Here is a 21,772-nt window from a genome sequence, read left to right as displayed (position 1 = left end):
TTTCTCGCCACATTTGATTTATATACGCCAAATATGCTATAATGGCTATGAAAAGAGGTTATATTTTGAGAAAATTTGACTATAAAAAACTTATGAATTTATCGTTACCTGTTGGTACTATTTAACCTCCACATTCCTTCCTTTTCCCTCATTCTCCCGAATTTTTTCATTCTCGTAGACTATATTTCCGTTTACTACAGTCATTATATTTTTCCCTTTTAATTTCCAATTTTCATAAGGACTCCATTTACACTTAGACTCGCAATCCTCATTTTTTACTATCCACTCTTTATTCAGGTCGATCACTATAATATCAGCATAATATCCCTCTTTCAGTTTTCCTCTTTTTTCTATTTTCATTATTTTTGCAGGATTTTCACACATCACTTTCTGAATTTTCTCAAGAGTTATCTTTCCTTTATTATATTCGGTAAGCATGAGAGCGAGAGATGTTTCCACTCCGGGCATTCCGAATGTTACTTTTTCAAGCTTTTCACTTATCAAATGAGGAGCATGATCAGTTCCCACAGTATCAATATCTCCGTTAATCAGTGCTTTCCATAAAAATTCATTATCTTGTTCAGTTCTCAATTCAGGCTTCATTCTCAAAAGCATTTTATTTCTTTCACTGCTTTCCCGAATTTTTTCATTTAAAAACAGATGATGAGGGGTAACTTCCACGTAAACAGGATGTTTTTCATTATTCATTTTAGGATTATTCTTTGCTTCTATAACTTTCACAAGTTCCTCTTTTGACGGAATATGACACACATAAAGTCCATGCCCGTATTCTTTATTCAGTAATAATGCCTTATCTATCATTTCATGCTCTGCATGAATCGGCACCAAATCCGAATTTCTAAATATCTCTTTCAGTAATTCTTCATCTTCTATAAGCATCTCACCTGTAGTAACATTCATAAATATTTTTACAGTGTTCGCTTCTTTTTCTTTCAAAACTTTTCTAATTTCCTCTATATTGTTATTTTTACTTCCTCCGAAATGAAATCCGAAATTAACAATGGACTTTTCTGCTGCCGCTTTCTTTTTCATAATAAGATTTTCAAGAGTTACCGTAGGAGGAACTGTATTCGGCATATCATAAAACGTAGTAATTCCTCCTTTGGCACAAGCTTTTGACCCTGATTCAAAATCTTCTTTATGAGTTATTCCCGGCTCTCTCATATGTGTATGAATATCTATTATTCCGGGCATTACAAGATTTCCTTTTAAATCTATAATTTTTAGATTTTCTGCATCTTTTCCTGATATTTCTTCGGATATTTTTTCGATTTTTTCTCCGACAATTAAAATATCAATCTTTTCTCCGTATATATCTTTTCCGTTTTTTAAAAGTAAAGTTTTCCCTTTATTTTCCATCATTTCTCCAATTTATTTGATTTTTTGTTCAGTCCTTTTGAAATTTCTTCAATTATAAATTTTACAGCTTTTACAGGATTTTCAGACTTTGTTACAGGTCGTCCGACTACAAGAAAATCGGCATTATTCATTATCGCATTATAAGGTGTCATTATTCTGCTTTGATCGTCCTCTTTATTTAAAGTAAATCGCGGTCTTATTCCCGGACATACAGTAACAAAATCATTTCCGAGTTTTTCTTTTATAAATTTTGCTTCATCTGCAGAACATACAATACCGTTCATTCCGCTATTTTTAGTTATTGTCGCCATATTCAAAACAAGTTCTTTCAAATTCATCTCACTTTTAAACATCTCCTGAATATCTTCTTCGGACAAATTTGTAAGCACTGTAACTCCTATTAAAATTGAGTTTGAATTATGTTTTTTTACAAGTTCGGCAACCTTTCTCATCGTTTTACTTCCGTTGGAACAGTGAATATTGAACATAAAAACATCTCTTTTTATAGCATATTCACAGGCTGCTTTTACGGTATTCGTTATATCGTGAAATTTTAAGTCTAAAAACACTTTTTTATTTTTCTCATGCAAATAATCAATGATTTTCCCGTTTGTATTCAGAAATATTTCTAGCCCGACCTTATATATGTCTACGTTATTTCCAAGATTTTCAACCGACTCTTGAGCTTCTTTCAAATCATCATAATCAAGAGCAATAATCAATTTACTTTTTGCTTTTTCTTCAATATTCAAATTCATTTCCTCTTTTCTCTTTGATTTATAAAGGTTTTAACTCAATTTCATGTTCTGCTATAACTCTTTCGCAATAAAAACATTTGTATTTTATTTTATCTCCGTCTGTGATTTTAATAAATTTTGATTCTATATTTTCATGATTTGATATACATTTATTGTTATTACATTTTATCAATCCGACAATTTCATTAGGTATAGACAATTTTATTTTCTTTACTACTTTAAAATTTTCAATAATATTAATCGTTACATCAGGTGCCAGGATCGCGATTTCTCCCAGTTCTCTGTCTCCCAAGTTTCTGTCCGCTATTTTTATTAATCCTTTTTTCCCTAACGAGCTGCTTTTCAAATTACACGCTACCGTTATCACTTCGCCGTATTCTCTCAAACGAAGTATTTCCAGAATGGGAAAAGTTTTTTCTGCAGGAATGTGATCTATAACTATTCCGTTTTTTAAAGCCGTTATTTGTAATTCCATTATTATCCTCCTATTTTATATGATTTTTTATTTCGTCCAACACTGTCATTAACATCGCCTGTCTCACAGGAATACCGTTTTTAGCCTGTTTAAAGTATAATGCATATTTTGTATCATCCAAATCCGTAGATATTTCATCCACTCTTGGCAACGGATGCAGTATTATCATATCTTCTTTACATTTCCCCGCTATATTTTCTTTATTTATCACATAAACTCCCTTTACCTTTTCATAATCTTCTATATCAGGAAATCTTTCACGCTGTATTCTCGTCATGTAAAATACATCTATTTTATCCAGACAATCTCTGAAATCTCTCAAAACTTCATATTTAATATTATGTTTATCCAAATCATCAAGCAAATATTGAGGCATTTGCAATATTTCGGGAGATACAAAATAAATTTTCGGATTGAAATGTGTCAGTGCTTTTACAAGAGAATGTACAGTTCTTCCGTATTTCAAATCTCCTACAAAAGCTACGGATATGTTATTCAACGTCCCTTTTTCTTCAAGAATAGTATACAAATCAAGTAACGTCTGACTCGGGTGCTGATTGGAGCCGTCTCCTGCATTAAGCACGGGTTTTTTAGAAGTATTTGCCGCAAGTCTTGCCGCTCCGTCAAAAGGATGTCTTACTACTATGGCATCCGAGTAGGATTCTACCATTTTTATAGTGTCTGTAAATGACTCTCCTTTTTTCAGTGATGTCTGTTCAAGGGGAGGAAAATGAAGTATCTCAGCCCCCAATCTCAATGCTGCCGACTCAAAGGACATCTTCGTTCTCGTACTCGGTTCAAAAAACAGTGTTGAAACTATTTTCCCTTGTAAAAATTTTAATTTTTCTTTTTCAGGCGTTTTCTCTATCTTCCCTGCAATCTCCAAAATACTCAGAATCTCTTCTTTACTCATGTCATTCATTGAAATAATGTCTTTCTGTTTCATTACCGCCTCCTATAAAATTTTTATTTATAAAAAAAGAGAATAATAAATATTTAAAATAAAATATCTTTATTCTCTCTATTATCAATTATTGTGAGAAAATCCGAAATCTGAATCTCAAATTTTCTTTTTTTGTATAAATTATATGAAATAAAATATGAAACTGAATGAAATGAAAAATCGGGTTTTTCCTGTTTCAGTTTGCTGAATATTCTTTTGAAATTATTATTTTCAGTAAAAATTCCAAGCATCACAATTTCTCCTATTTCAAATTTTTTTATCTCAAATTTTAAATATAATATCAAATTTTTTTCTATTTTTCAATAGGATTAGACTTTTATTTTAATAATATTTTTTTATTTTAGTAAAATTTATCCGTTTTAGTGAATATTTTTTTATCTTCGATTTCAATTATTTTTTCAAGTTTTTTAAAATTTACACATCTTTTTAGGAGGGTATTCTGGAATTTTGTTCTTTTCTTTTTCAATATTAATTTCTCAATCATTGTATATAGTACTTCTGCCTTCTGAAAAATTACTGTTTTATTATTTTTTATCCAATTATACTGATTTTGTAAAAGATATTTATACTTTTCATCTTCATTTTTAAAAACCACTTTTATATAATTACTTTCACCTCTTATCGGTATCATATTATTGAAATTAATTACTCCTAATTTACCCGAATCTATCTTCATAAAATCAATTTGTTCATTCATTTTCATATGCTTTTCTTTAGGAGAAGAAAGAGGTGCAAAATATTTTATATTATTTATCTCTAATAAAACTCCTATCCAAATTCGATTTTTCTTTTGTGCAACCTTATTTTCATATCTTGATAAATACTCAATATACTTTTCATCAATTTTCACAAATATTAATCTATTTTTCATTTATATCCCCCATGTATAATAACAGGGCGAAAAAAAATCATCGCCCTTTTCAGTTTTTTAATTTCCGTTTTATCAGTATGCTTCTACTGAAAAGCAGGATACACTTGCACTCCTGTCAGTTTCCGTTTTATCGGTATATTTTTACCGAAAAGTAGGATACACTTGCACTCCTGTCAGTTTCCGTTTTATCGGTATATTTTTACCGAAAAGTAGGATACACTTGCTTTTGTAAATTTATTATACAACATTTTTATCTTTTTTTCAACACAAAAATTATAATTTCATTAAAGTATTTATATTAATGATTTTTCACTTTGCTTAAAATACTTTCCAATACAGGTGTCATATTATTCAAATGTCGGCTTTTTATAACAAAATTCCAAAAAGGCTCAAATTTTTTCCAGCCTGCAGTATAAAAAAAGTGTTTTAATTTATGTTTGACTAAATTATGATTACTGCTTGCTTCAAATATATTTTTCCATGTATAAAATTCTTTATAAGCCCAGTTATATCCTTCTTTCAGTTCCTGAGGAGTCAGATTTTTCGTTTTATAAACTACATTTCTCGTATCGTACAAGTTCCAATTTCTCGTAGTTATTCTCCCGTCTTCTTCCATTCTTTTAAAGAGCCTTGTGCCGGGATAAGGCGTCAGTATATGATAAGTCGAAGTCGTTATCGCATTTTTTACTCCCCAGTCCACAGTTCTTTTAAAAACATCTTTATCATCATTATCCAGTCCGAATACAAAACTTCCGTTAATCATAATTCCCAATGAATGTAACCTGTTCACCACTTTTATATAATCTCTCTGTAAATTCTGACTTTTATTGCTTTGTTTCAGATTTTCCGGCGAAAATGTTTCAAATCCTACAAATATACTCCTAAGTCCTGCTTCAGCAGCTTTTTCTATAGTATCTCCCGTCAATATCGAATCAATAGTCGCTGCTCCCTGAAATACACGATTCATTCCTTTCATTCCTTCAAAAAGTTCTTTTGCGAACTTAGGATTCCCAAGTAAATGATCATCCAAAAAATATAAATGTCTTCCCGGCAAACTTTCAATTTCTTTTAATGCGTCATCTACCAATCTTGTATAAAATGATTTTCCGTTTTGATAAAAGGCATCTTTATAGCAAAAATCGCAATGATGAGGACATCCTCTCGTTACTACAATAGAATTAGGCACTAAATATCGTTCTCTTTTTATTAAATCTCTTCTGACAACAGGAATATTTTCCAAACTTCTGTGTACAGAAATATACATTTTTTGAGGCTTTTTATTTCTCAAATCTTCAAGAAACTTGGGGAAAATATCTTCTCCTGGACCTAGCATTATTGTATCTGCATGCTCTATTGCCTCTTCGGGCAGTGAAGTAACATGCAATCCCCCTAAAACTACATATACTCCCTTTTTTCTGTAATAATCAGCAAGTTTATAAGACCTGTATGCATTTGTAATATAAACCTGAATTACTACAAGGTCGGGACTGTCATCCAAATTCAGTTCTTCTATATGCTGATCCTGTAATTCTATTTCGTCATCTTCGGAAAAATATCCCGCCAATGTTGCAAGTCCCAACGGAGGAAAGAGTGAATATTTTATCGGTCTCCAAAAAGGACTTTCGGCTTCTGTCAATGCAGGTAGTATCATTTTCACTTTCATACAATTTCTCCCCTTGATTGTAATTTTAATTTATTATACTAAAAAAGACGGAATTTCTCCAGTCTTTTTTCGAGTTTAAAATAATCTTTTTTTTGAGTTTAAAAACCATTTTTTTGCTAATTTCAAATTTTTAAAATCGTTTGTTTCTCCCTTTATTACAACCATAATTTCTTCATCATTCCAAGCCTTAAAATTGTATTCACTTTTGGAAGTTGCTACAAGATATCTGTCATAAACAGGATTATCAACATATCTGTTATCAGGATTTCCTACTTTAATTTCCACATCTACAAGAATATTTTTATACATTTTTCCGCCTAAATAGCAATATTCATAAGTTCTCAATGCAAAATTCCCGTCTTTTGAGAATTTCACTCCTCTCAACTCTGTCCTTTCACCACCATAACAGTAATCTCTTTCTTTCCATACTTCCCGTGCCAAACTTACTGCACCGAATAATAGAAATAATATTAATAACGATTTTTTCAATTTAATCATCTCCTAATTTGTTATTGTTTATATTTTTTTAATTTTATATATCAGTATACTCGTTATCTTCATTAAAATAGAAAAATCTATTATTTTTGAAATATTAGACAGTTTTAGAATAACTAAATTGTAGATTATATTTCTATTTTTATATTGGGGTAGTCTATATTATGACAGTAGTATTAGAAATAAGCATAAACTATATCATCAACTTTGTCATTAATATTCCCAGAAGCTGTCACGTGCTAAATCCCACAGAGTCTCATCATATATACCTTTAGTGAAAATTGCTCTGTCAATATACACTTTATTTAATATTTCTTGAGGTGCTACTTTGCAATCGGCATATTTCCAAAGCTTTGACAAATTAAGTTCCCCATACTCTTCTTGTAAATCAGAAGGAAACATTTGTTTACTGTATTCCGCTAGAGCAACTGCTAATCCTGCTCTCCAAGTCCCTCTACCATCAGGATATCCTAAAGCTGTATTCTCGTATCATAACATTAATTGTTGTCCTACATTTTGGCAGAACTTATTCTTTCCAAATAACTGTCTTAATTCTTCATCAGATAAAGATACTCTTTTATAATTCTTAGATGTCCATTTCCAATTATCTAAATCAGGTAATTTCCCATGTCCGTTAAACCATTCTCTCTTAACATTACTTTCATTAACATGAGCAAGTACATAGCCATATTTATTTTCCTGCTCTTTCATCCAAGCCTGCCAAGCCTCTTCGTCTTTTTCCTCCTGAGTTTTTTCCGGCACTTTAGCCTTTTTTTCCTGCCTTTTTTGTTCTTCTGCTGCAGCCGCAGCTTTAGCTTTAGATACCTTATCTTGATACCACATATATCCGTATCCTCCGGCAAATAAAAATACTACTAATAACAGGGCTACTGCCCATTGAATAGTATCACTCTTTTTCTTTTCTTCTTTTTCTTTTTTATCTAATACTTCCTCAATATACTCTATGTCAGCAGGTTCCGGTTCTCCTGCCAGTCGTCTTTTCATTTGTTCTATTTTTTCTTCTAATTTTTTAGCTTCTAACTGTTCTTCCAAAGAAGCTAATTCTTTTTCTAATTCTTCCTTACTTTTAGGAACAGATTTTATCTCTTCTACTGATCCGTCCTCTTTTAGAGTTACTTCATACTTTTCATTATCATTCTTCATATTTTTCTCCTTTTATATAAAATTAATTATTTTTATAATTTTATTATACATAAAAGTTTGAAATATATCCAGTCTTTTTTATTCTAAACTTATTCAATTTTATTATAGCATATTAATGCAAAATATAATCGCTAAGCCAACATCACTATAGCAATACTAGTTTAATCATCTTTTCCGTAACTTTTTTAACCCTTATATAAATATCTTCTCTCTTTTGTTCTTTTAAATTTTTTGTTTCAAGAAATTGTAAAAACATTTTCTAACCCTCTATCCTTGATATTCTAATTCTTTATTTCTCAAAATATTTATGTAAAAATTATCCCTATCTCCCCCATCTCCCAGGATTTCTGCTCCATTCCAAAGCTATTTTAGCCTCTTCTTCTGTCAAGTATTTCGACTGTTCCAGTATTTTTATCAACGTATCAAAATTGGAAAGGGAACTGAATTTACAATTATACTTCTCATAATTTTCACTTGCCTTATCAAAACCGTAAGAAAATATAGCCATTACTTCCTGTTCAGCAACTCCTTCTTTCTGCAGAACTTCCACAGCGATAAGACTACTTTTCCCTGTAGTTATAAGGTCTTCTATTACAACTACTTTTTTTCCTTTTATATCCGCTCCCTCTATCTGTTTTCCACGCCCGTGTTCTTTCGGTTTGTTTCTCACATAGGAAAGAGGCTTTTTCATTCTGTCGGCAATAAACGAAGCCCAAGGTATTCCTGCAGTTGCCACTCCGACAATCACATCTGCATCTTTGTCTATTTTCTCGACAAATCCGTCAATTATAATATCTCTTTCTTCAGGAAATCCTAAAATATATCTGTTATCACAGTAAATAGGACTTTTTATTCCCGAAGCAAAAGTAAAAGGCTCATTTACACTGATTTTTACAGCCTTTACATCAAACAGCACTTTAGCGATTTTTTCTTTCAACGACAAATCATTCATAAATTTTCAGTTCCTTTCTATTTATTATCTTATTTTAGTCATTTCGTAATAAGGATAAAGCAGTTTAAAACCTTTTAAAAATTCATCTGTTAATTCATCAAGATTTTTAAAACTCTGTATATTATTTACATCGTATTTTACAAGAACTTTTCTTACTTTCCTGTCAGTTACATCTTTTATGAGTTTTTGACGATTTTCCTCATTCCCGTTCATTCGATAGTTTTCTCCGTCAATCTGCGAAAAATAGTACAAAGGCTCTTTTATAGGTATTTCAAGAACTTTATTCTGTTGATGAATTGTATTTTTTCCTATACCTCTTTCAAGAAAACTCACTTCCAATGAAATTCCTGTATTTTTTCCTTCTCCAAACACTCTTAATGCAAATCCCGATTCGTCACGAAGCTCATCAGGTCTTTTAAAAAATACCCAAAAATAAGGACGTCCTATTTGTGCCTGATTCATCCAGCTGCTGACTTTCTGCATTTTAAAGTCTTCGAGTTTACTTTCAAAACTTTTTGCAATTTCAGTAAACGTCTTTCTTGCAGACTGTCCCGCCTCTTTAAATTTTTGCATACTTTCTTTATCTGCTCCGGCTTTATCGGGATTAATATACTTCCTGTTTAAATATGAAACATATTCAATCAAAGGCTTATAATTAAAATTTCTCATGATTGTTTCTTTTCCTTTCATGTTTATTTTGTATAATACAATAATTTTTTCATTGCAAAAGAAAGAGTCTTTTCTCTCTTTTTTCCTTTTTTTAAAATACATTTGTCAAATATTATCTTTCTTTTTTGAATTTTTAAAATATATGTATCATAAAAAATTGCTTTTTTCTTCGAAGTTAACTGTTCGATACTTATTTCCCCTTTATTTATCATTATTTCTTCTCCACGATAATATAAAATAGCATATTCTTTCCATAAACGAATACAAGCTTTATCTTCTTTTCTGCTCCAAAACTTAAATATAATAAACGCAGTTGATAACATGAAAAACGGAATAGAAAGGAATATAATCCAAACTGCAATATCAGGATTTTCCTGAAAAAAAGCAGGAGCCGTTTCATAATTAGTTATTCCTAAAAAATACAAAAACAACCAAACTAATATTAAACTGATAAATTGTCCTACAATAATCATAAAATTTAACACACGATGAGAAAGTCTGTTATAACTAAATATAATTTCAGTCATAAATATCTCCTTATAAAACCTCTAATTTCTTATTTTCGATTTATAAATTTCTATTTTATTATCTAAATTACTTAAATAATTTTCCCATATCTTTATCTGGTTTTTTACATATTTTCTATGCTTTATAAGAAGTTCCATTCTTTCAGATATTGTTCCGTCTCCTTTATATCTCAAATCAGAATAAACTTTTATATCTTTCAATAACATCCCTGTATCCTTCAGTTTTTTTATGAATTTAATCCATTCTATATCACTTTCGTCATATATTCTTCTATTTTTATCATCTCTTTTTACTTTTATCAAATTTTTCTTTTCGTAATATCTTATTGTATACGCTGTTAATCCTGTCTTTTCTGAAAATTCACTTATATTCATAGCATCTCCTAAAAAATATATTGACTTACACTATACTCTAACTGATAAACTTTTTCTATCAAATAAATTGGAGGTAATTTTATGTCAAAAAAATATGTTACAATTACAGGAGCGAGTTCGGGCATCGGTAAAGCCGCTGCGAAACTGTTTGCAAAAAAAGGAAAAAATCTGATCTTAATAGCAAGAAGAAAAAATTTAATGGAAAATCTGAAAAATGAAATCTTATCTGATTACCCTGATATTGATATTGTTATTAAAGATTTTGATTTAACAGATACAGAAAAAATTCAGGATCTTTATTCTAGTCTTAAAGAATATAATATTGAAATTTTAATTAATAATGCAGGCTCCGGATTATATCAAAACGTTAATGAGCATAATATTGAAAAAACCCGGAATATGTTAAAATTAAATATCGAAGCTCTGACATTACTTTCGATTCTTTATGTTAAAGATTATCACAATGTTGAAGGAAGCCAATTAATCAATATTTCTTCGGCAGGAGGATATACAATCGTTCCGTCTGCCACTGTTTATTGTGCAACTAAATTTTATGTAAGTTCATTTACCGAAGGATTGGCAAGAGAACTGATTAAAAACAACTCAAAATTAAAAGCCAAAGTTCTTGCTCCTGCAGCTACGAAAACAGAATTCGGAAATATAGCAAACGATGTTACTGATTATGATTATGACAAAGTCTTCGGTACATATCACACAAGTGAAGAAATAGCCGATTTCTTATATCAATTATCCGAAAGTGATTTCACAGTAGGTATTGTCGATCGTGAAATTTTCACTTTCAGTTTATCTTCTCCCGTTTTCAGTCATTCTTATAATTCAAACAAAAATCAAAATTTGAATAACGATTAGATTTTATCAATATCCCTAAAAACCTGAAATAGAGGGCTTTCTCGCCCTCACATTTTTTCTAATCCCTCACTTTTATCTTCCCGCTTCTTATCATTTCTTTTATTTCTTCCAATTTTTGTAACTTTTCTTTTCCTATCGTATTTTTTGTATATGTGAAATCAGTAGTTTTTATAGCATTTTCAGAAAGCCCGAAGTAATATTCTTTCCCTTGAAAATTACCATTCACTACACTTTTTACTATCGTGTAGACAGGTGTGCTCAAATCTGTCATGACCGAAGTCAAAACTGTTCCCGGAGCGAGTTTATCCTCATTCTGTTCTGACGACACTGCGAATATTTTATTTTCCTGTGCCGCATTCAGTACTCCTATTCCGCTGCCCGAAGCATCGTGAAATATAACTCCTGTTTTATATTTCTTAATCATTTCTTCGGCTTTCTTTTTGCCTAAAGGAATATCAAAATAAGGATTTTCGCCGTCAATATACGAACTTACTGTTACTATATTTTTATTTATATATTTTGCTCCCTGCTTAAATCCTGTTTCGTATTTTTTCACATTTTCCGTTTCTGTAGAACCTATAAATCCTACAGAACAAGTCTTATTCATCATTGCTGCCAATGCTCCTGCCAAAAATCCGCCCTCTTCTTCTCTAAATAGAATAGTGGCAACATTCGGGATTTTACTGTCCAATCTTTCATAAGCCACTGCAAACTTCTGCTCGGGATATTCTCTTGCCATATTTCTGATTGCCATTTGTGTTTCGTGCGGTATTCCTATTATCAGGTCGTATTTCCCGCTTTTAGCCAGAAATTTTATCTGATCTTCAGCATCAAGAATAGAAACTTTCTGTATAATCTCTTTAAACTCTATTCCGAAATCTTTTTTTGCTTTCATAAGTCCTTCATAAGCAAAGTCATTTCTCGATTTATCGCCTTTTCCTCTAACAGAATAAATTACCGCAACATTTATTGTTTTACCGTTTGCTCCGAAAGAAATAATCGAACAAAGCATTAAAATCACTAAAAACAATTTATTTTTCAATTTAAATTCCTCCTTATTGCTTATTTATTTTTTTGATATGTAAAATTTGCAGTTTCTATAAAGATTTTAGGAAAAAATTCCCCTAATAGAAAATAACTTCCGATTTTATGAACTTTCCTTTATCATATGTGATTTTTCCTGAAAATATTCTATCTTTTTTCATCCATTCAAGAAAATCAATATCTCCTTCCCACATATTCAAGTCTTTAATCTTATCATCTTTTATCCACGCCAGTTCTCCTTCTGGAGAATCTATAAGTTCTCCTTCAAAATCAGTTGATTCAAACGCAAAAGAATACCAGTCTTCTTCATCTTCAAACCCCGGAAAACTTAAAAAACCTTTTAATTTTAAATTTTTTAAAGTCAACCCTGTTTCTTCAAACACTTCTCTTCTAATGCAATCTTCAGGGCTTTCTCCCATTTCCATTTTTCCACCTACACCTACCCATTTCCCTTCGTGTATGTCATTTTTCTTTTTTGTTCTTTTAAGCATAAGCGTATATCCGTCTTTCTTTATATAGCAGATTGTAGCTATTTTCATAAATCTTTTTTTCCTTTCGTTTTTATTCCTGCATAAATTAATACTATACATAAAACTAATCCCGTAAATGCAGGTAATATTATTTTTTTACCTCCATCTCCTCCGAATCCGATACTCCAAATTATTTTCCCTACAGCAATAATAACCAAATTTATAATTCCCAATAAGATATTTCTTTTCCAAAATGCTATTGATAAAATAATAAGCGATAAAGGAACTACTGATGATATCAGAATCTTTGAAACGGTCCAATCTGTCATTAAATAATTTTTTTCCATATTCAAAAAGTTACTTACCTGTTCATCTACTCTTACAGGTTCAGGGAACCAGAACATACTTGTCAATACTCCCAATATCGTTATCGCAATACCGCTAAAACTCCTTTTATAAGAAAAATAACAAAAAGGAATCAAAAACAAAGGTCTTATATACCAACTTAGAATATTCTGATGCCTTTTAAAAGCCCAGTTGAAAAAATCTTTATTCATAAAAAATATTATTAAGAATAACATCATCAATAAGCATAAAATCAAACTTATTTTTTTATCGTATTTTTTCAAAAATCCCGTTTTATTCATATTTTTATTCCTCAGCTTTTTTATCTTTTTCAAAAATATCTTTCATAAATTTATATTTTCTTTGTTCAGGATCAGGCTTTCTTCCTTCCAGATAAATAATTCTTTCAATTATTTCTTCCTGTTTTTCCAGTAACTCATCAAGCTTATAATGAATATCTTCTACCACAATTTCTGTTTTCAGATTCACTTTATAATCATTTTCTTTTTGCTGTCTGTCTATATCACGCTTTCTTTTTTGACTCATCATTATCAGAGGTGCCTGTATTGCTGCGACACACGATAAAATCAAATTAAGCAGAAGAACAGGATACGGATCGAATGTTTTTCTCATTAAAAAATGCACATTCAAAGCTATCCAAAATACCAAAAACAAGCCTAAAAGTATAATAAATTTCCAACTTCCGACAAAATCTCCTATTGCATTACCCAATTTTTGAGAAAACTTCAATTTCTCCTTTTTCTCGGTTATCTCCGAGACTTTCTGCTCTAACAGCATGTGCATTTTCTTCTCATTTTCTATTTCTTCTTTAAGATTTTTTACTAATTTCCCTCTTTTTTCTTCAGATAAATCGTTTAAATCCGTCATTTCACTCACTCCTAATTTTGCATTTATTTTTTATATTTTAACATAGAATAAATAAAAAAGAAATATTAAAATACTCCCGCATCATCACAGTCTTTCATATAAATGAAAGAAGGATTTACGGGAGTATAATATGTCTATAAGTACTCAATAAGACATTTATTATTTCTTCGATGTTTTTGCTGATTTACTTTTTTTTGTAACTTTTGTTTTCTCTGTTTCTTTTTTCTTGGACTTTTCTTTTCCTTTTACAAAAACTACTTTTTTTACATCATCGTAAGTTTCCGCATAATGGAAAGTCATGTCTTTTGTTATTTCTTCAGGTAACTCTTCCGCATCTATTTTGTTATCTATCGGAAGGACTACTTCTCTTATACCCACTCTGTGAGCTGCAATGACTTTTTCTTTTACTCCTCCTATCGCAAGAACTTCCCCTGTAATAGTTATTTCTCCTGTCATTGCTATATCCTGTCTGACTTCTTTATCGGCAAGTACTGATATTATAGCAGTCGTTATAGTTATCCCTGCCGACGGACCGTCTTTCGGTACTGCTCCCTCAGGAAAATGCAAATGAATATCTGTTTCTTCATTAAATTTATTTTTTATGCCCAATTCATTTTTTATATGTCTGACATAAGAATAAGCAACTTTAGCAGATTCCTGCATTACACTTCCTAATTTCCCTGTAAGTTGAAGATTACCTTTTCCTTCCATTTTTACAGCCTGTACTTCAAGCATTGTTCCGCCTACAGCTGTCCAGGCAAGTCCATTTACAACACCTATTTTTCCTGTTTTTTCTTTTATCTTGTCTTCCCTGAACTTAGGATTTCCGAGATAATCTTTTATCTTAGCTTCTGTAACCGATAGTTTTTTTGACTTGGAAGTCAAAGCTTCTTTAGCCATTTTTCTGAACAATTTGCTTATTTCTCTTCTTAGATTTCTCACTCCCGCTTCTCTTGTATACTCATTTATTATTTTGAATATTGAAGCATCGGAAAACGGTATTTTATAGTCTTTAAGTCCGTTTTCTTCCTGTGTTTGCGGTATCAGATATTTTTTCGCAATATTCAGCTTTTCAAATTCCGTATAAGATTCTATGGAAATTATTTCCATTCTGTCCCTAAGCGGACCGGGTATTCCTCCCAAATCGTTTGCCGTACATATAAAGAACACTTTGGATAAATCAAAAGGATAATCTATATAGTGATCCTCAAAAGTATGGTTTTGAGCAGGATCTAGCACTTCCAGCATCGCCGAAGCGGGATCTCCTCTAAAGTCCGAAGCCATTTTATCTATTTCGTCAAATAACATGACAGGATTATTTACTCCTACCTGTTTCAACGAATTTATAAGTCTTCCCGGCATTGATCCGATATATGTTCTTCTGTGTCCTCTTATTTCGGCTTCATCTCTAAGTCCTCCAAGAGATATTCTCGTGAATTTTCTATTCATCGAACGGGCAACAGAGTTCGCAAGTGAGGTTTTCCCGACACCCGGAGGTCCTACAAGACAGATAATCGAGCCTTTCAGAGTATTATTCAGTTTTTTCACTGCCAAAAATTCCAAAATTCTCTCTTTTACTTCTGTCAGTCCGTAATGATCTTCATTAAGGATTTTTTCAGCTTTCTCAATGTCTATTTCATCTTTTGTAGATTCGTCCCAAGGAAGTTCGAGAACAGTTTCCACATAAGATCTTATAACTGAAGATTCTGCCGAAAAGTCGGGCATTTTTTTCAATCTCGAAAGTTCTTTGAAAAGTTTGTCTTTCAGCTCCTGAGGTACTTTCGACTCATGGACTTTCTGGTCAAGTTCTTCAAGCTCCTCGTCCGAATCGGAGTCTTCTCCCATTTCCTCTCTCATAGCCTTTATTTTTTCTCTTAAATAGTAATTTTTCTGAACTTCCGACATCTGATCTCTTACTTTCGATTCTATATCTTTTTCGATAGTAAATATTTCCACTTCTTTTTCAAGGATACTTAAAATTCTGTATGCTCTTTCTTCCACATCAAGTATTTCAAGTAATTCCTGTTTTACTGTTGTCGCAATCATAAGATTGGTACATATCAAATCAAAAACTTTATCTATATTTCTGATTTCTTTTATATTATATATAACATCCGATAATATTTTCTGAGTAGTTTTTGCATAATTTGAAAATTCATCTATAACTTTTCTTTTCAATGCTTCTGCTTTGCTTTCTTCTATAGGTTTCGGAAAAATTTCCTGATATTCCGTAAACTGTACTCCGTTTCTCTCGGAAAATTCCCCTATTAACACTCTGTGCTTAGCTTCTACCAGAACTTTTACAGTACCGTTAGGCATTTTTACCGTTTGTATTACATGCACAAGAACTCCTGTTTCATAAACATCTTCAGGTAATTTGGGATCTTCCACATTGGCATCTTTTTGCGTAGAGAGAATAAGTTTATTCTCAAATTTGTCCAATGCTTCTTCCAAACTCGCCAGACTTGACTGTCTTCCTATAAATATCGGCGTTACAACACCCGGAAAGACCACAAGTTCTCTTGTAGCAATAAATGGTTTCCTTGACATAATTCCCCTTTCTTTTCAAATCTGAAATTAAAATTGTCAGCTTTTCAACTCATATATATTTTAACATACAAATTTAAAAAATCATAGTCCTACTTTTTTCCTTTTTTTATAATGACCTTACTTTTATCTTCTACAGCTTCTTTCGTAATAATAACTTTCGCTACATTTTCCATAGACGGAATTTCATACATTAAATCGAGCATTACACTTTCAATGATTGATCTGAGTCCTCTTGCACCGATTTTTCTTTTAAGTGCCAGTTTTGCTATCTCGACTATTGCATCGTCTTCAAAACTCAATTTAATATCTTCCATTTCAAAATATTTTTTATACTGTTTTACAAGCGAATTTTTTGGTTCAGTCAATATTTTTATCATTGCCTCTTCGTCCAATCCGTGCAATGCAGTTATTATAGGCAGTCTACCTATCAATTCAGGTATCAGTCCGAATTTTATAAGGTCTTCAGGCAATACATTTTCAAATAAAGTCATTTCATCTAATTTCTGCCCGTTATTTTCCAACCCGAATCCTACCCTTTTTTCATTTATTCTGTTTTTTAATTTGCTTTCAAGTCCTTCAAATGCTCCACCCACAATAAACAATATATCCTTCGTGTTTATTTCGATCATTTCCTGATTGGGATGCTTTCTTCCTCCTTGAGGAGGTACGCTGGCAACAGTTCCTTCTATTATTTTAAGTAAAGCTTGCTGCACTCCCTCTCCTGAAACATCTCTCGTAATAGACATATTTTCAGACTTTCTGGCAATTTTATCAATCTCGTCTATATATATTATTCCGTGTTCGGCAGTTTCAATATCATAATCTGCAGCTTTTATCAATTTTAAAAGTACATTTTCCACGTCATCTCCTACATATCCCGCTTCGGTCAATGTAGTCGCATCAGCTATGGCAAGAGGTACATTCAGTATCTTTGCCAAAGTCTGAGCCAACAATGTTTTTCCGCTTCCTGTAGGACCGACAAGTAAAACGTTTGATTTCTGCAATTCCACATCGTCGATATTTTTCATTTTATGTTTTATTCTTTTAAAGTGATTATACACCGCAACAGACAATACTTTTTTTGCCGTTTCCTGACCGATTATATAATCGTCCAATTTTGCTTTTATTTCTGCAGGTTTCAGTAAAACTATTTCACTTTCGCCTTTTTTTTCAACACCGTCATAATTATCTATCAAATCCAGACAATCATCAATACACCTGTCGCATATAAACGAATGATTATCAGGACTTCCTATAAGATTTTCGACTTCGTCTTCCCCTCTGCCGCAAAATGAACATATATGTTTGCTTTTTGCCAAATTTTTTCACCTCATTAAAATTACAATATTTTATCTATGATACCGTATGCCAATGCTTCTTCCGAAGACATAAAATTATCTCTTTCGGTATCTCTGTATATTTCTTCCACAGGCTTTCCTGTCGCTTCGGACAGTATTTCATTCAATGTTTTCTTTATCTTTTCGATTTCTTTAGCCTGTATCTGTATATCCGTTGCCTGTCCTCTGGCACCGCCCGAAGGCTGGTGTATCATAACTCTCGAATTAGGCAGCGAATATCTTTTACCTTTAGCTCCTGCCGCAAGTAATACTGCTCCCATACTTGCAGCCTGTCCTATACAGACAGTAGATACATCGGCTTTTATATGCCTCATCGTGTCATAAATAGCCAATCCTGCAGTTACCACACCGCCCGGACTGTTTATATACATTACTATATCTTTTTCTTTATCCTGGGCATCTAAAAATAAAAGCTGTGCTATTATTGAATTTGCAATATTGTCTTCTACTTCCCCTCCCAGAAATATTATTCTGTCTTTAAGTAATCTTGAATATATGTCATAACTTCTCTCGCCACGACCGTCATTTTCGATAACTACCGGACTGTACATTTTTGCCTCCTTTAGTCTGTATTTCCAAATAAAATTTACTTAGCTTCTTTTACAAGGAAATCTACAGTTTTTCTGTTTACTATCTGATATTTAGTGTTTTCAACAAATCTAGCATAATTTCCGGATTTTTTTACATCCTCTAAAATTACATCTTTGTCAACACCGTACATTTCAGCCATTTTTTCCACTTCTGCGTTCACGTCTTCATCTGAAGCGGCAATATTTTCAGCTTTTGCAATTTCATCCAGTATTAATTGAGTTTTCAAAGATTTTTTCGCAGGCTCTCTCAATGTTTCTCTCATTTTTTCCAAGTCCTGTCCTGTCATTTCAAAATATTGATTTAAAGACATTCCTTGCATTTGTAATTGTTGAGCGAACTCATTTACTTTGTATTGGATTTCTTTTTGAATAAGTCCTTCAGGAACTTCCACTTCAGTACCTTCAGCCACTTTTTCCACTACTTTGTTTCTGAAATCATTTTCTATTCTGCTTTCTTCTCTTTTAGTAATGTTTTCTTTTGTTTTGTTTTTCAAATCTTCCATTGAATCAAATCCCAATTCTTTTGCAAGATCGTCATTAAGTTCAGTTTCTTCTCTTCTTTTTATGGAATTTACTTTTACTTTAAATACTGCCGGTTTTCCTGCCAAATTTTCTGCTCCGTAATTTTCAGGGAAAGTTACATTTACATCAAATTCATCGCCTTTTTTATGTCCCACGATTTGATCTTCAAATGTATCTATAAAGTTTTTTGATCCCAATGTCAAATCAAATCCTTCGGCTTTTCCTCCTTCAAATGCTTCTCCGTCTATAAATCCTTCAAAATTTATATTCGTTACGTCATTTAATTCAGCAGCTGCATCTTCCTCAACTTCTTTTAATTTCGCAGCACCTGCTCTTAATCTTTCTATTTCTTCATTTACTTTTTCATCAGTTACTTTCAATTCTTCTTTTTCTGCTTTTACACCTTTGTATTCTCCCAATTTTATTTCAGGCAATACAGGTATTGTAAATACCAATTCAACTTTATCATTTTCATTTTCGTATTTTTCTAATTTTATATTATCAATAGGTTTCAAATCATTTTCACTTACTGCTTTTGAATATTCTTCAGAAATTATATGATTTAAAATTTCGTCTTCTATTTCTTTTTTAAAAGTTCTTTCCAGTACGTCTTTAGGAACATGTCCGGGTCTGAATCCTGCTACTTTTGCATCTTTGAAATGAGTCAATACATGCTCTTTCATGTGCTTTAATTCATCTCCCGTTCTTGATACAGATACCTCATAAGTTGTTTCATTTAATTTTTTTACAGTTGCCATTTTTATCCTCCTCTATTTTCTCTAAAATCTTTTAATTTTAATTCTATAAATAAATCCGTTCTTACTGATTTAAACGAAGGTGTATAAACTATTTCATATTTTTTATTAATATTTTTAAACTTAAGTTTATGCCCTAAATTATATCCGATTACCGATATTATTCTGTCATTCTTTTTTATAAATCCTTTAAAATGACGGTTATTTACTCCGAATTTTGTAAAACTTATAAATTTTATTCCTTTATCTACAAAATTCGGTTCCTGATTGTCCAGACCGAAAGGCGACAATCTGTTTATATCCAGCACTTTACTTTTATTTATCTGCTCTATATTCAAAGCCGAATCTATATACAATACTTTTTCAATATTCGATTTGTTTGCAGTAACAAGTCTTTTTTTCAGATAAATTTCTATCTCTTTCAAATATTTTTCCGAAACAAGAAATCCCGCAGCAAGATCATGCCCTCCGAATCTTTCAAATTTATCCGAAGTTTCTTTCAGCATATCGAATATATTAAGTCCCTCAATACTTCTGCACGAAGCTTTTCCGTATCCGTTTTTTATCGAAACCAGAATTACGGGAATATTGTATTTTATGGATATTCTCGAGCAGACTACTCCGATAACTCCCGAATGCCATTTTCTGCTCTTCATAAAAATATATTTAGGTTTGTTTAATCTTTGTATTTTTTCCTCAATTTCATTATATATTTCTATTTCAAGGTAACGGCGTATTTTATTGGCTTTTTTCATTTCTTCGATTATTGAAAACAGTTTAAAATCATCTTCTTCAATGAAAAATTCCACTACCATTTTGGAATTATCAATTCTACCGAGAGCATTGAATATAGGTGCTATATAAAATCCTACATCGCTCGTAGTTATATTATTGGGATTAATTCTTAAATAATTTAAAATGTATTTCATCCCTTTTATTTTAGTTTTTCTTAAATTATACAATCCCTTTTTTATTATAAATCTGTTTTCATCAGTCATAGGAACTACGTCAGCCACAGTTCCTATCATTACAATGTCCAGATAATCATAAAGTATCTTTTTATTTACACCGCATTTTTCATATACCGCATCAGCCAGTTTAAAAGCTACTCCCGATCCTGATAAATTTCTATTGGGATAATTATTGCTGATTTTGGGATTTATAGTCGGAATATTGAAATTTTTTATTTCTTCCGTCTGTCTATGATGATCCGTAATAATAATATCTATATTATTTCTTTTCAGCATCATCACTTCTTCATAACTCCCGATATTTGTATCCACAGTAATGAACAATCCTGCATTTCTTTTAGTCAGATATTTTATAAGATTACTGTTTATTCCTACGCCTTCATGAGCCCTGTTGGGAATGTAGTAATCGACATTCATTCCCAACTTTCTGAAAACAATTACGAGATAAGCGGCCGCAGATATTCCGTCTACGTCATAATCCCCGTAAATAATGATTTTTTCTCTGTTTTTTTTTGCTTTAAGTATTCTTTCCGTTACTTCATCCATATTTTCAAGTAAAAACGGATTCAATAAATCATTTTCACTGGAATTCAGAAATTTTTCCACTTCTTCTTTCGAGTTTATTCCTCTGTTCAAAAGAAGTCTTGTTATAAGCTCACTTTCTCCAAATTCTCCGCTTTTAAAAGTCAGATAATCCCTATCATAATTTTTCATTTCCCAGTTCACGGATTATTCACTGTCCTTCTGTTTAATTTCATTCAGTATGGAAGATATTTTTACTCCGTACTCTACACTGTCATCTATATGAATCCTTATTTCAGGAACAAATCTTACTGATAATTGGGATCCTATTGTTTTTCTGAAAAATCCTTTCAGTTTTTCCAGATCTTCAACTACTTTTTCTTTATTTACATTATTTTTCAGGTCTAAAATCGAAAATGTCAAGTCAAGATATCTTCCGTCTTTAGTGAGTTCGACTTTATGAATCGAAATCAGATTTTTTATTTTTTCATTTTTAACTTCGGTTAAAAGTGTCATTCCCACTATTCTTGATATTTCTTTTTCAAGACCTTTTTTTCTTCTGTCATTCATATTTTCACCTCATAATTTAACTTC

The 21,772-nt window shown here is 31.5% G+C and carries 25 protein-coding genes; 1 reads left to right on the top strand and 24 read right to left on the bottom strand.

Annotated features, from left to right (window positions below; genetic code table 11):
* Positions 1–117: 117 nt before the first annotated feature.
* The 14 genes from FVE72_RS05630 to FVE72_RS05565 form a co-directional block, all read right to left on the bottom strand.
* Positions 118–1,380: a dihydroorotase gene (locus FVE72_RS05630; protein WP_026737595.1), complete on the bottom strand. Its 1,263-nt coding sequence runs from the start codon at positions 1,378–1,380 to the stop codon at positions 118–120.
* Positions 1,380–2,138, bottom strand: coding sequence for an orotidine-5'-phosphate decarboxylase (pyrF, locus tag FVE72_RS05625; protein WP_026737594.1), 759 nt, complete (start codon positions 2,136–2,138; stop codon positions 1,380–1,382). Before pyrF ends, FVE72_RS05630 begins: the two co-directional genes overlap by 1 nt.
* 19 nt (positions 2,139–2,157) lie before the next feature.
* Entirely contained in the window at positions 2,158–2,613 is a 456-nt protein-coding gene (pyrI, locus tag FVE72_RS05620; RefSeq protein WP_006807008.1) for an aspartate carbamoyltransferase regulatory subunit, read from the bottom strand.
* A 10-nt stretch (positions 2,614–2,623) separates the two neighbouring features.
* Positions 2,624–3,559 (bottom strand): aspartate carbamoyltransferase, encoded by a 936-nt coding sequence (pyrB, locus tag FVE72_RS05615; protein WP_026737593.1) that lies wholly within the window; start codon positions 3,557–3,559, stop codon positions 2,624–2,626.
* A 50-nt stretch (positions 3,560–3,609) separates the two neighbouring features.
* On the bottom strand, positions 3,610–3,807 hold the full coding sequence (locus FVE72_RS05610; RefSeq protein ID WP_026737592.1) for a hypothetical protein: 198 nt from the start codon (positions 3,805–3,807) through the stop codon (positions 3,610–3,612).
* A 110-nt stretch (positions 3,808–3,917) separates the two neighbouring features.
* Positions 3,918–4,448, bottom strand: a complete 531-nt coding sequence (locus FVE72_RS05605) for a type III toxin-antitoxin system ToxN/AbiQ family toxin (protein WP_036056107.1) — start codon at positions 4,446–4,448, stop codon at positions 3,918–3,920.
* A 298-nt stretch (positions 4,449–4,746) separates the two neighbouring features.
* Positions 4,747–6,111 carry a B12-binding domain-containing radical SAM protein gene (locus tag FVE72_RS05600; protein ID WP_026737591.1) on the bottom strand — a complete coding sequence of 455 codons (1,365 nt, stop codon included), beginning with the start codon at positions 6,109–6,111 and terminating at the stop codon, positions 4,747–4,749.
* A 75-nt stretch (positions 6,112–6,186) separates the two neighbouring features.
* Positions 6,187–6,600: a hypothetical protein gene (locus FVE72_RS05595; RefSeq protein WP_006807011.1), complete on the bottom strand. Its 414-nt coding sequence runs from the start codon at positions 6,598–6,600 to the stop codon at positions 6,187–6,189.
* 219 nt (positions 6,601–6,819) lie between these two features.
* Positions 6,820–7,008 (bottom strand): hypothetical protein, encoded by a 189-nt coding sequence (locus FVE72_RS05590; RefSeq protein ID WP_026737590.1) that lies wholly within the window; start codon positions 7,006–7,008, stop codon positions 6,820–6,822.
* 87 nt (positions 7,009–7,095) lie between these two features.
* A complete protein-coding gene (locus tag FVE72_RS05585; RefSeq protein ID WP_146966436.1) occupies positions 7,096–7,770 on the bottom strand; it encodes a hypothetical protein in 675 nt (224 codons plus the stop codon).
* A 322-nt stretch (positions 7,771–8,092) separates the two neighbouring features.
* Positions 8,093–8,722 carry an orotate phosphoribosyltransferase gene (pyrE, locus tag FVE72_RS05580; protein ID WP_146966433.1) on the bottom strand — a complete coding sequence of 210 codons (630 nt, stop codon included), beginning with the start codon at positions 8,720–8,722 and terminating at the stop codon, positions 8,093–8,095.
* Between the two features lie 24 nt (positions 8,723–8,746).
* Positions 8,747–9,391: a transcriptional regulator gene (locus FVE72_RS05575; protein ID WP_036056383.1), complete on the bottom strand. Its 645-nt coding sequence runs from the start codon at positions 9,389–9,391 to the stop codon at positions 8,747–8,749.
* 23 nt (positions 9,392–9,414) lie between these two features.
* Positions 9,415–9,918 carry a hypothetical protein gene (locus tag FVE72_RS05570; protein ID WP_026737586.1) on the bottom strand — a complete coding sequence of 168 codons (504 nt, stop codon included), beginning with the start codon at positions 9,916–9,918 and terminating at the stop codon, positions 9,415–9,417.
* 21 nt (positions 9,919–9,939) lie between these two features.
* A complete protein-coding gene (locus tag FVE72_RS05565; RefSeq protein WP_006806993.1) occupies positions 9,940–10,293 on the bottom strand; it encodes a MerR family transcriptional regulator in 354 nt (117 codons plus the stop codon).
* Positions 10,294–10,374: 81 nt separating this feature from the next.
* Here FVE72_RS05565 and FVE72_RS05560 point away from each other — a divergent pair, with 81 nt between their 5' ends.
* Positions 10,375–11,163 carry an SDR family NAD(P)-dependent oxidoreductase gene (locus FVE72_RS05560; RefSeq protein ID WP_026737585.1) on the top strand — a complete coding sequence of 263 codons (789 nt, stop codon included), beginning with the start codon at positions 10,375–10,377 and terminating at the stop codon, positions 11,161–11,163.
* Between the two features lie 58 nt (positions 11,164–11,221).
* Here the strand turns inward: FVE72_RS05560 and FVE72_RS05555 are convergent, their stop codons facing one another.
* From FVE72_RS05555 to rbfA, 10 genes are all read right to left on the bottom strand, one after another.
* Positions 11,222–12,205 (bottom strand): BMP family ABC transporter substrate-binding protein, encoded by a 984-nt coding sequence (locus FVE72_RS05555; RefSeq protein ID WP_026737584.1) that lies wholly within the window; start codon positions 12,203–12,205, stop codon positions 11,222–11,224.
* A gap of 82 nt (positions 12,206–12,287) precedes the next feature.
* Complete coding sequence (locus FVE72_RS05550) at positions 12,288–12,746, bottom strand: NUDIX hydrolase (RefSeq protein ID WP_026737583.1); 459 nt, start codon at positions 12,744–12,746, stop codon at positions 12,288–12,290.
* The gene (locus FVE72_RS05545; RefSeq protein ID WP_036056380.1) at positions 12,743–13,324 is read right to left on the bottom strand and encodes a hypothetical protein; all 582 of its coding nucleotides are present in this window, start codon (positions 13,322–13,324) and stop codon (positions 12,743–12,745) included. The genes FVE72_RS05550 and FVE72_RS05545 overlap by 4 nt, the downstream gene beginning before the upstream one ends.
* A 4-nt stretch (positions 13,325–13,328) precedes the next feature.
* Positions 13,329–13,910 (bottom strand): DUF1003 domain-containing protein, encoded by a 582-nt coding sequence (locus tag FVE72_RS05540; protein ID WP_036056104.1) that lies wholly within the window; start codon positions 13,908–13,910, stop codon positions 13,329–13,331.
* A 159-nt stretch (positions 13,911–14,069) separates the two neighbouring features.
* A complete protein-coding gene (lon, locus tag FVE72_RS05535; protein ID WP_146966431.1) occupies positions 14,070–16,460 on the bottom strand; it encodes an endopeptidase La in 2,391 nt (796 codons plus the stop codon).
* Between the two features lie 89 nt (positions 16,461–16,549).
* The gene (clpX, locus tag FVE72_RS05530; protein WP_146966429.1) at positions 16,550–17,779 is read right to left on the bottom strand and encodes an ATP-dependent Clp protease ATP-binding subunit ClpX; all 1,230 of its coding nucleotides are present in this window, start codon (positions 17,777–17,779) and stop codon (positions 16,550–16,552) included.
* Between the two features lie 20 nt (positions 17,780–17,799).
* On the bottom strand, positions 17,800–18,369 hold the full coding sequence (gene clpP / locus FVE72_RS05525) for an ATP-dependent Clp endopeptidase proteolytic subunit ClpP (protein ID WP_026737580.1): 570 nt from the start codon (positions 18,367–18,369) through the stop codon (positions 17,800–17,802).
* Positions 18,370–18,404: 35 nt separating this feature from the next.
* On the bottom strand, positions 18,405–19,688 hold the full coding sequence (tig, locus tag FVE72_RS05520) for a trigger factor (protein WP_026737579.1): 1,284 nt from the start codon (positions 19,686–19,688) through the stop codon (positions 18,405–18,407).
* Positions 19,689–19,690: 2 nt separating this feature from the next.
* The gene (gene recJ, locus FVE72_RS05515; RefSeq protein WP_309299796.1) at positions 19,691–21,370 is read right to left on the bottom strand and encodes a single-stranded-DNA-specific exonuclease RecJ; all 1,680 of its coding nucleotides are present in this window, start codon (positions 21,368–21,370) and stop codon (positions 19,691–19,693) included.
* Between the two features lie 15 nt (positions 21,371–21,385).
* Positions 21,386–21,748: a 30S ribosome-binding factor RbfA gene (gene rbfA / locus FVE72_RS05510; protein ID WP_026737577.1), complete on the bottom strand. Its 363-nt coding sequence runs from the start codon at positions 21,746–21,748 to the stop codon at positions 21,386–21,388.
* Positions 21,749–21,772 lie beyond the last annotated feature (24 nt).

Source organism: Pseudoleptotrichia goodfellowii (assembly GCF_007990505.1).
GTDB lineage: Bacteria > Fusobacteriota > Fusobacteriia > Fusobacteriales > Leptotrichiaceae > Pseudoleptotrichia > Pseudoleptotrichia goodfellowii.
Note: the sequence above shows the minus strand (reverse complement) of the source record. Positions and strands in the feature narration are given on the sequence as shown.

What these genes read in the sequence shown, in the direction of transcription:
- FVE72_RS05550 (WP_026737583.1), bottom strand. Translation starts at nt 12,746, where the DNA reads ATGAAAATAGCTACAATCTGCTATATAAAGAAAGACGGATATACGCTT.
- FVE72_RS05560 (WP_026737585.1), top strand. Translation starts at nt 10,375, where the DNA reads ATGTCAAAAAAATATGTTACAATTACAGGAGCGAGTTCGGGCATCGGT.
- FVE72_RS05545 (WP_036056380.1), bottom strand. Translation starts at nt 13,324, where the DNA reads ATGAATAAAACGGGATTTTTGAAAAAATACGATAAAAAAATAAGTTTG.
- recJ (WP_309299796.1), bottom strand. Translation starts at nt 21,370, where the DNA reads ATGAAAAATTATGATAGGGATTATCTGACTTTTAAAAGCGGAGAATTT.
- lon (WP_146966431.1), bottom strand. Translation starts at nt 16,460, where the DNA reads ATGTCAAGGAAACCATTTATTGCTACAAGAGAACTTGTGGTCTTTCCG.
- FVE72_RS05600 (WP_026737591.1), bottom strand. Translation starts at nt 6,111, where the DNA reads ATGAAAGTGAAAATGATACTACCTGCATTGACAGAAGCCGAAAGTCCT.
- pyrB (WP_026737593.1), bottom strand. Translation starts at nt 3,559, where the DNA reads ATGAAACAGAAAGACATTATTTCAATGAATGACATGAGTAAAGAAGAG.
- pyrF (WP_026737594.1), bottom strand. Translation starts at nt 2,138, where the DNA reads ATGAATTTGAATATTGAAGAAAAAGCAAAAAGTAAATTGATTATTGCT.
- pyrE (WP_146966433.1), bottom strand. Translation starts at nt 8,722, where the DNA reads ATGAATGATTTGTCGTTGAAAGAAAAAATCGCTAAAGTGCTGTTTGAT.
- FVE72_RS05605 (WP_036056107.1), bottom strand. Translation starts at nt 4,448, where the DNA reads ATGAAAAATAGATTAATATTTGTGAAAATTGATGAAAAGTATATTGAG.
- FVE72_RS05590 (WP_026737590.1), bottom strand. Translation starts at nt 7,008, where the DNA reads ATGTTTCCTTCTGATTTACAAGAAGAGTATGGGGAACTTAATTTGTCA.
- FVE72_RS05610 (WP_026737592.1), bottom strand. Translation starts at nt 3,807, where the DNA reads ATGCTTGGAATTTTTACTGAAAATAATAATTTCAAAAGAATATTCAGC.
- FVE72_RS05565 (WP_006806993.1), bottom strand. Translation starts at nt 10,293, where the DNA reads ATGAATATAAGTGAATTTTCAGAAAAGACAGGATTAACAGCGTATACA.
- FVE72_RS05575 (WP_036056383.1), bottom strand. Translation starts at nt 9,391, where the DNA reads ATGAGAAATTTTAATTATAAGCCTTTGATTGAATATGTTTCATATTTA.
- clpP (WP_026737580.1), bottom strand. Translation starts at nt 18,369, where the DNA reads ATGTACAGTCCGGTAGTTATCGAAAATGACGGTCGTGGCGAGAGAAGT.
- rbfA (WP_026737577.1), bottom strand. Translation starts at nt 21,748, where the DNA reads ATGAATGACAGAAGAAAAAAAGGTCTTGAAAAAGAAATATCAAGAATA.
- tig (WP_026737579.1), bottom strand. Translation starts at nt 19,688, where the DNA reads ATGGCAACTGTAAAAAAATTAAATGAAACAACTTATGAGGTATCTGTA.
- FVE72_RS05570 (WP_026737586.1), bottom strand. Translation starts at nt 9,918, where the DNA reads ATGACTGAAATTATATTTAGTTATAACAGACTTTCTCATCGTGTGTTA.
- FVE72_RS05630 (WP_026737595.1), bottom strand. Translation starts at nt 1,380, where the DNA reads ATGGAAAATAAAGGGAAAACTTTACTTTTAAAAAACGGAAAAGATATA.
- pyrI (WP_006807008.1), bottom strand. Translation starts at nt 2,613, where the DNA reads ATGGAATTACAAATAACGGCTTTAAAAAACGGAATAGTTATAGATCAC.
- FVE72_RS05585 (WP_146966436.1), bottom strand. Translation starts at nt 7,770, where the DNA reads ATGAAGAATGATAATGAAAAGTATGAAGTAACTCTAAAAGAGGACGGA.
- FVE72_RS05540 (WP_036056104.1), bottom strand. Translation starts at nt 13,910, where the DNA reads ATGACGGATTTAAACGATTTATCTGAAGAAAAAAGAGGGAAATTAGTA.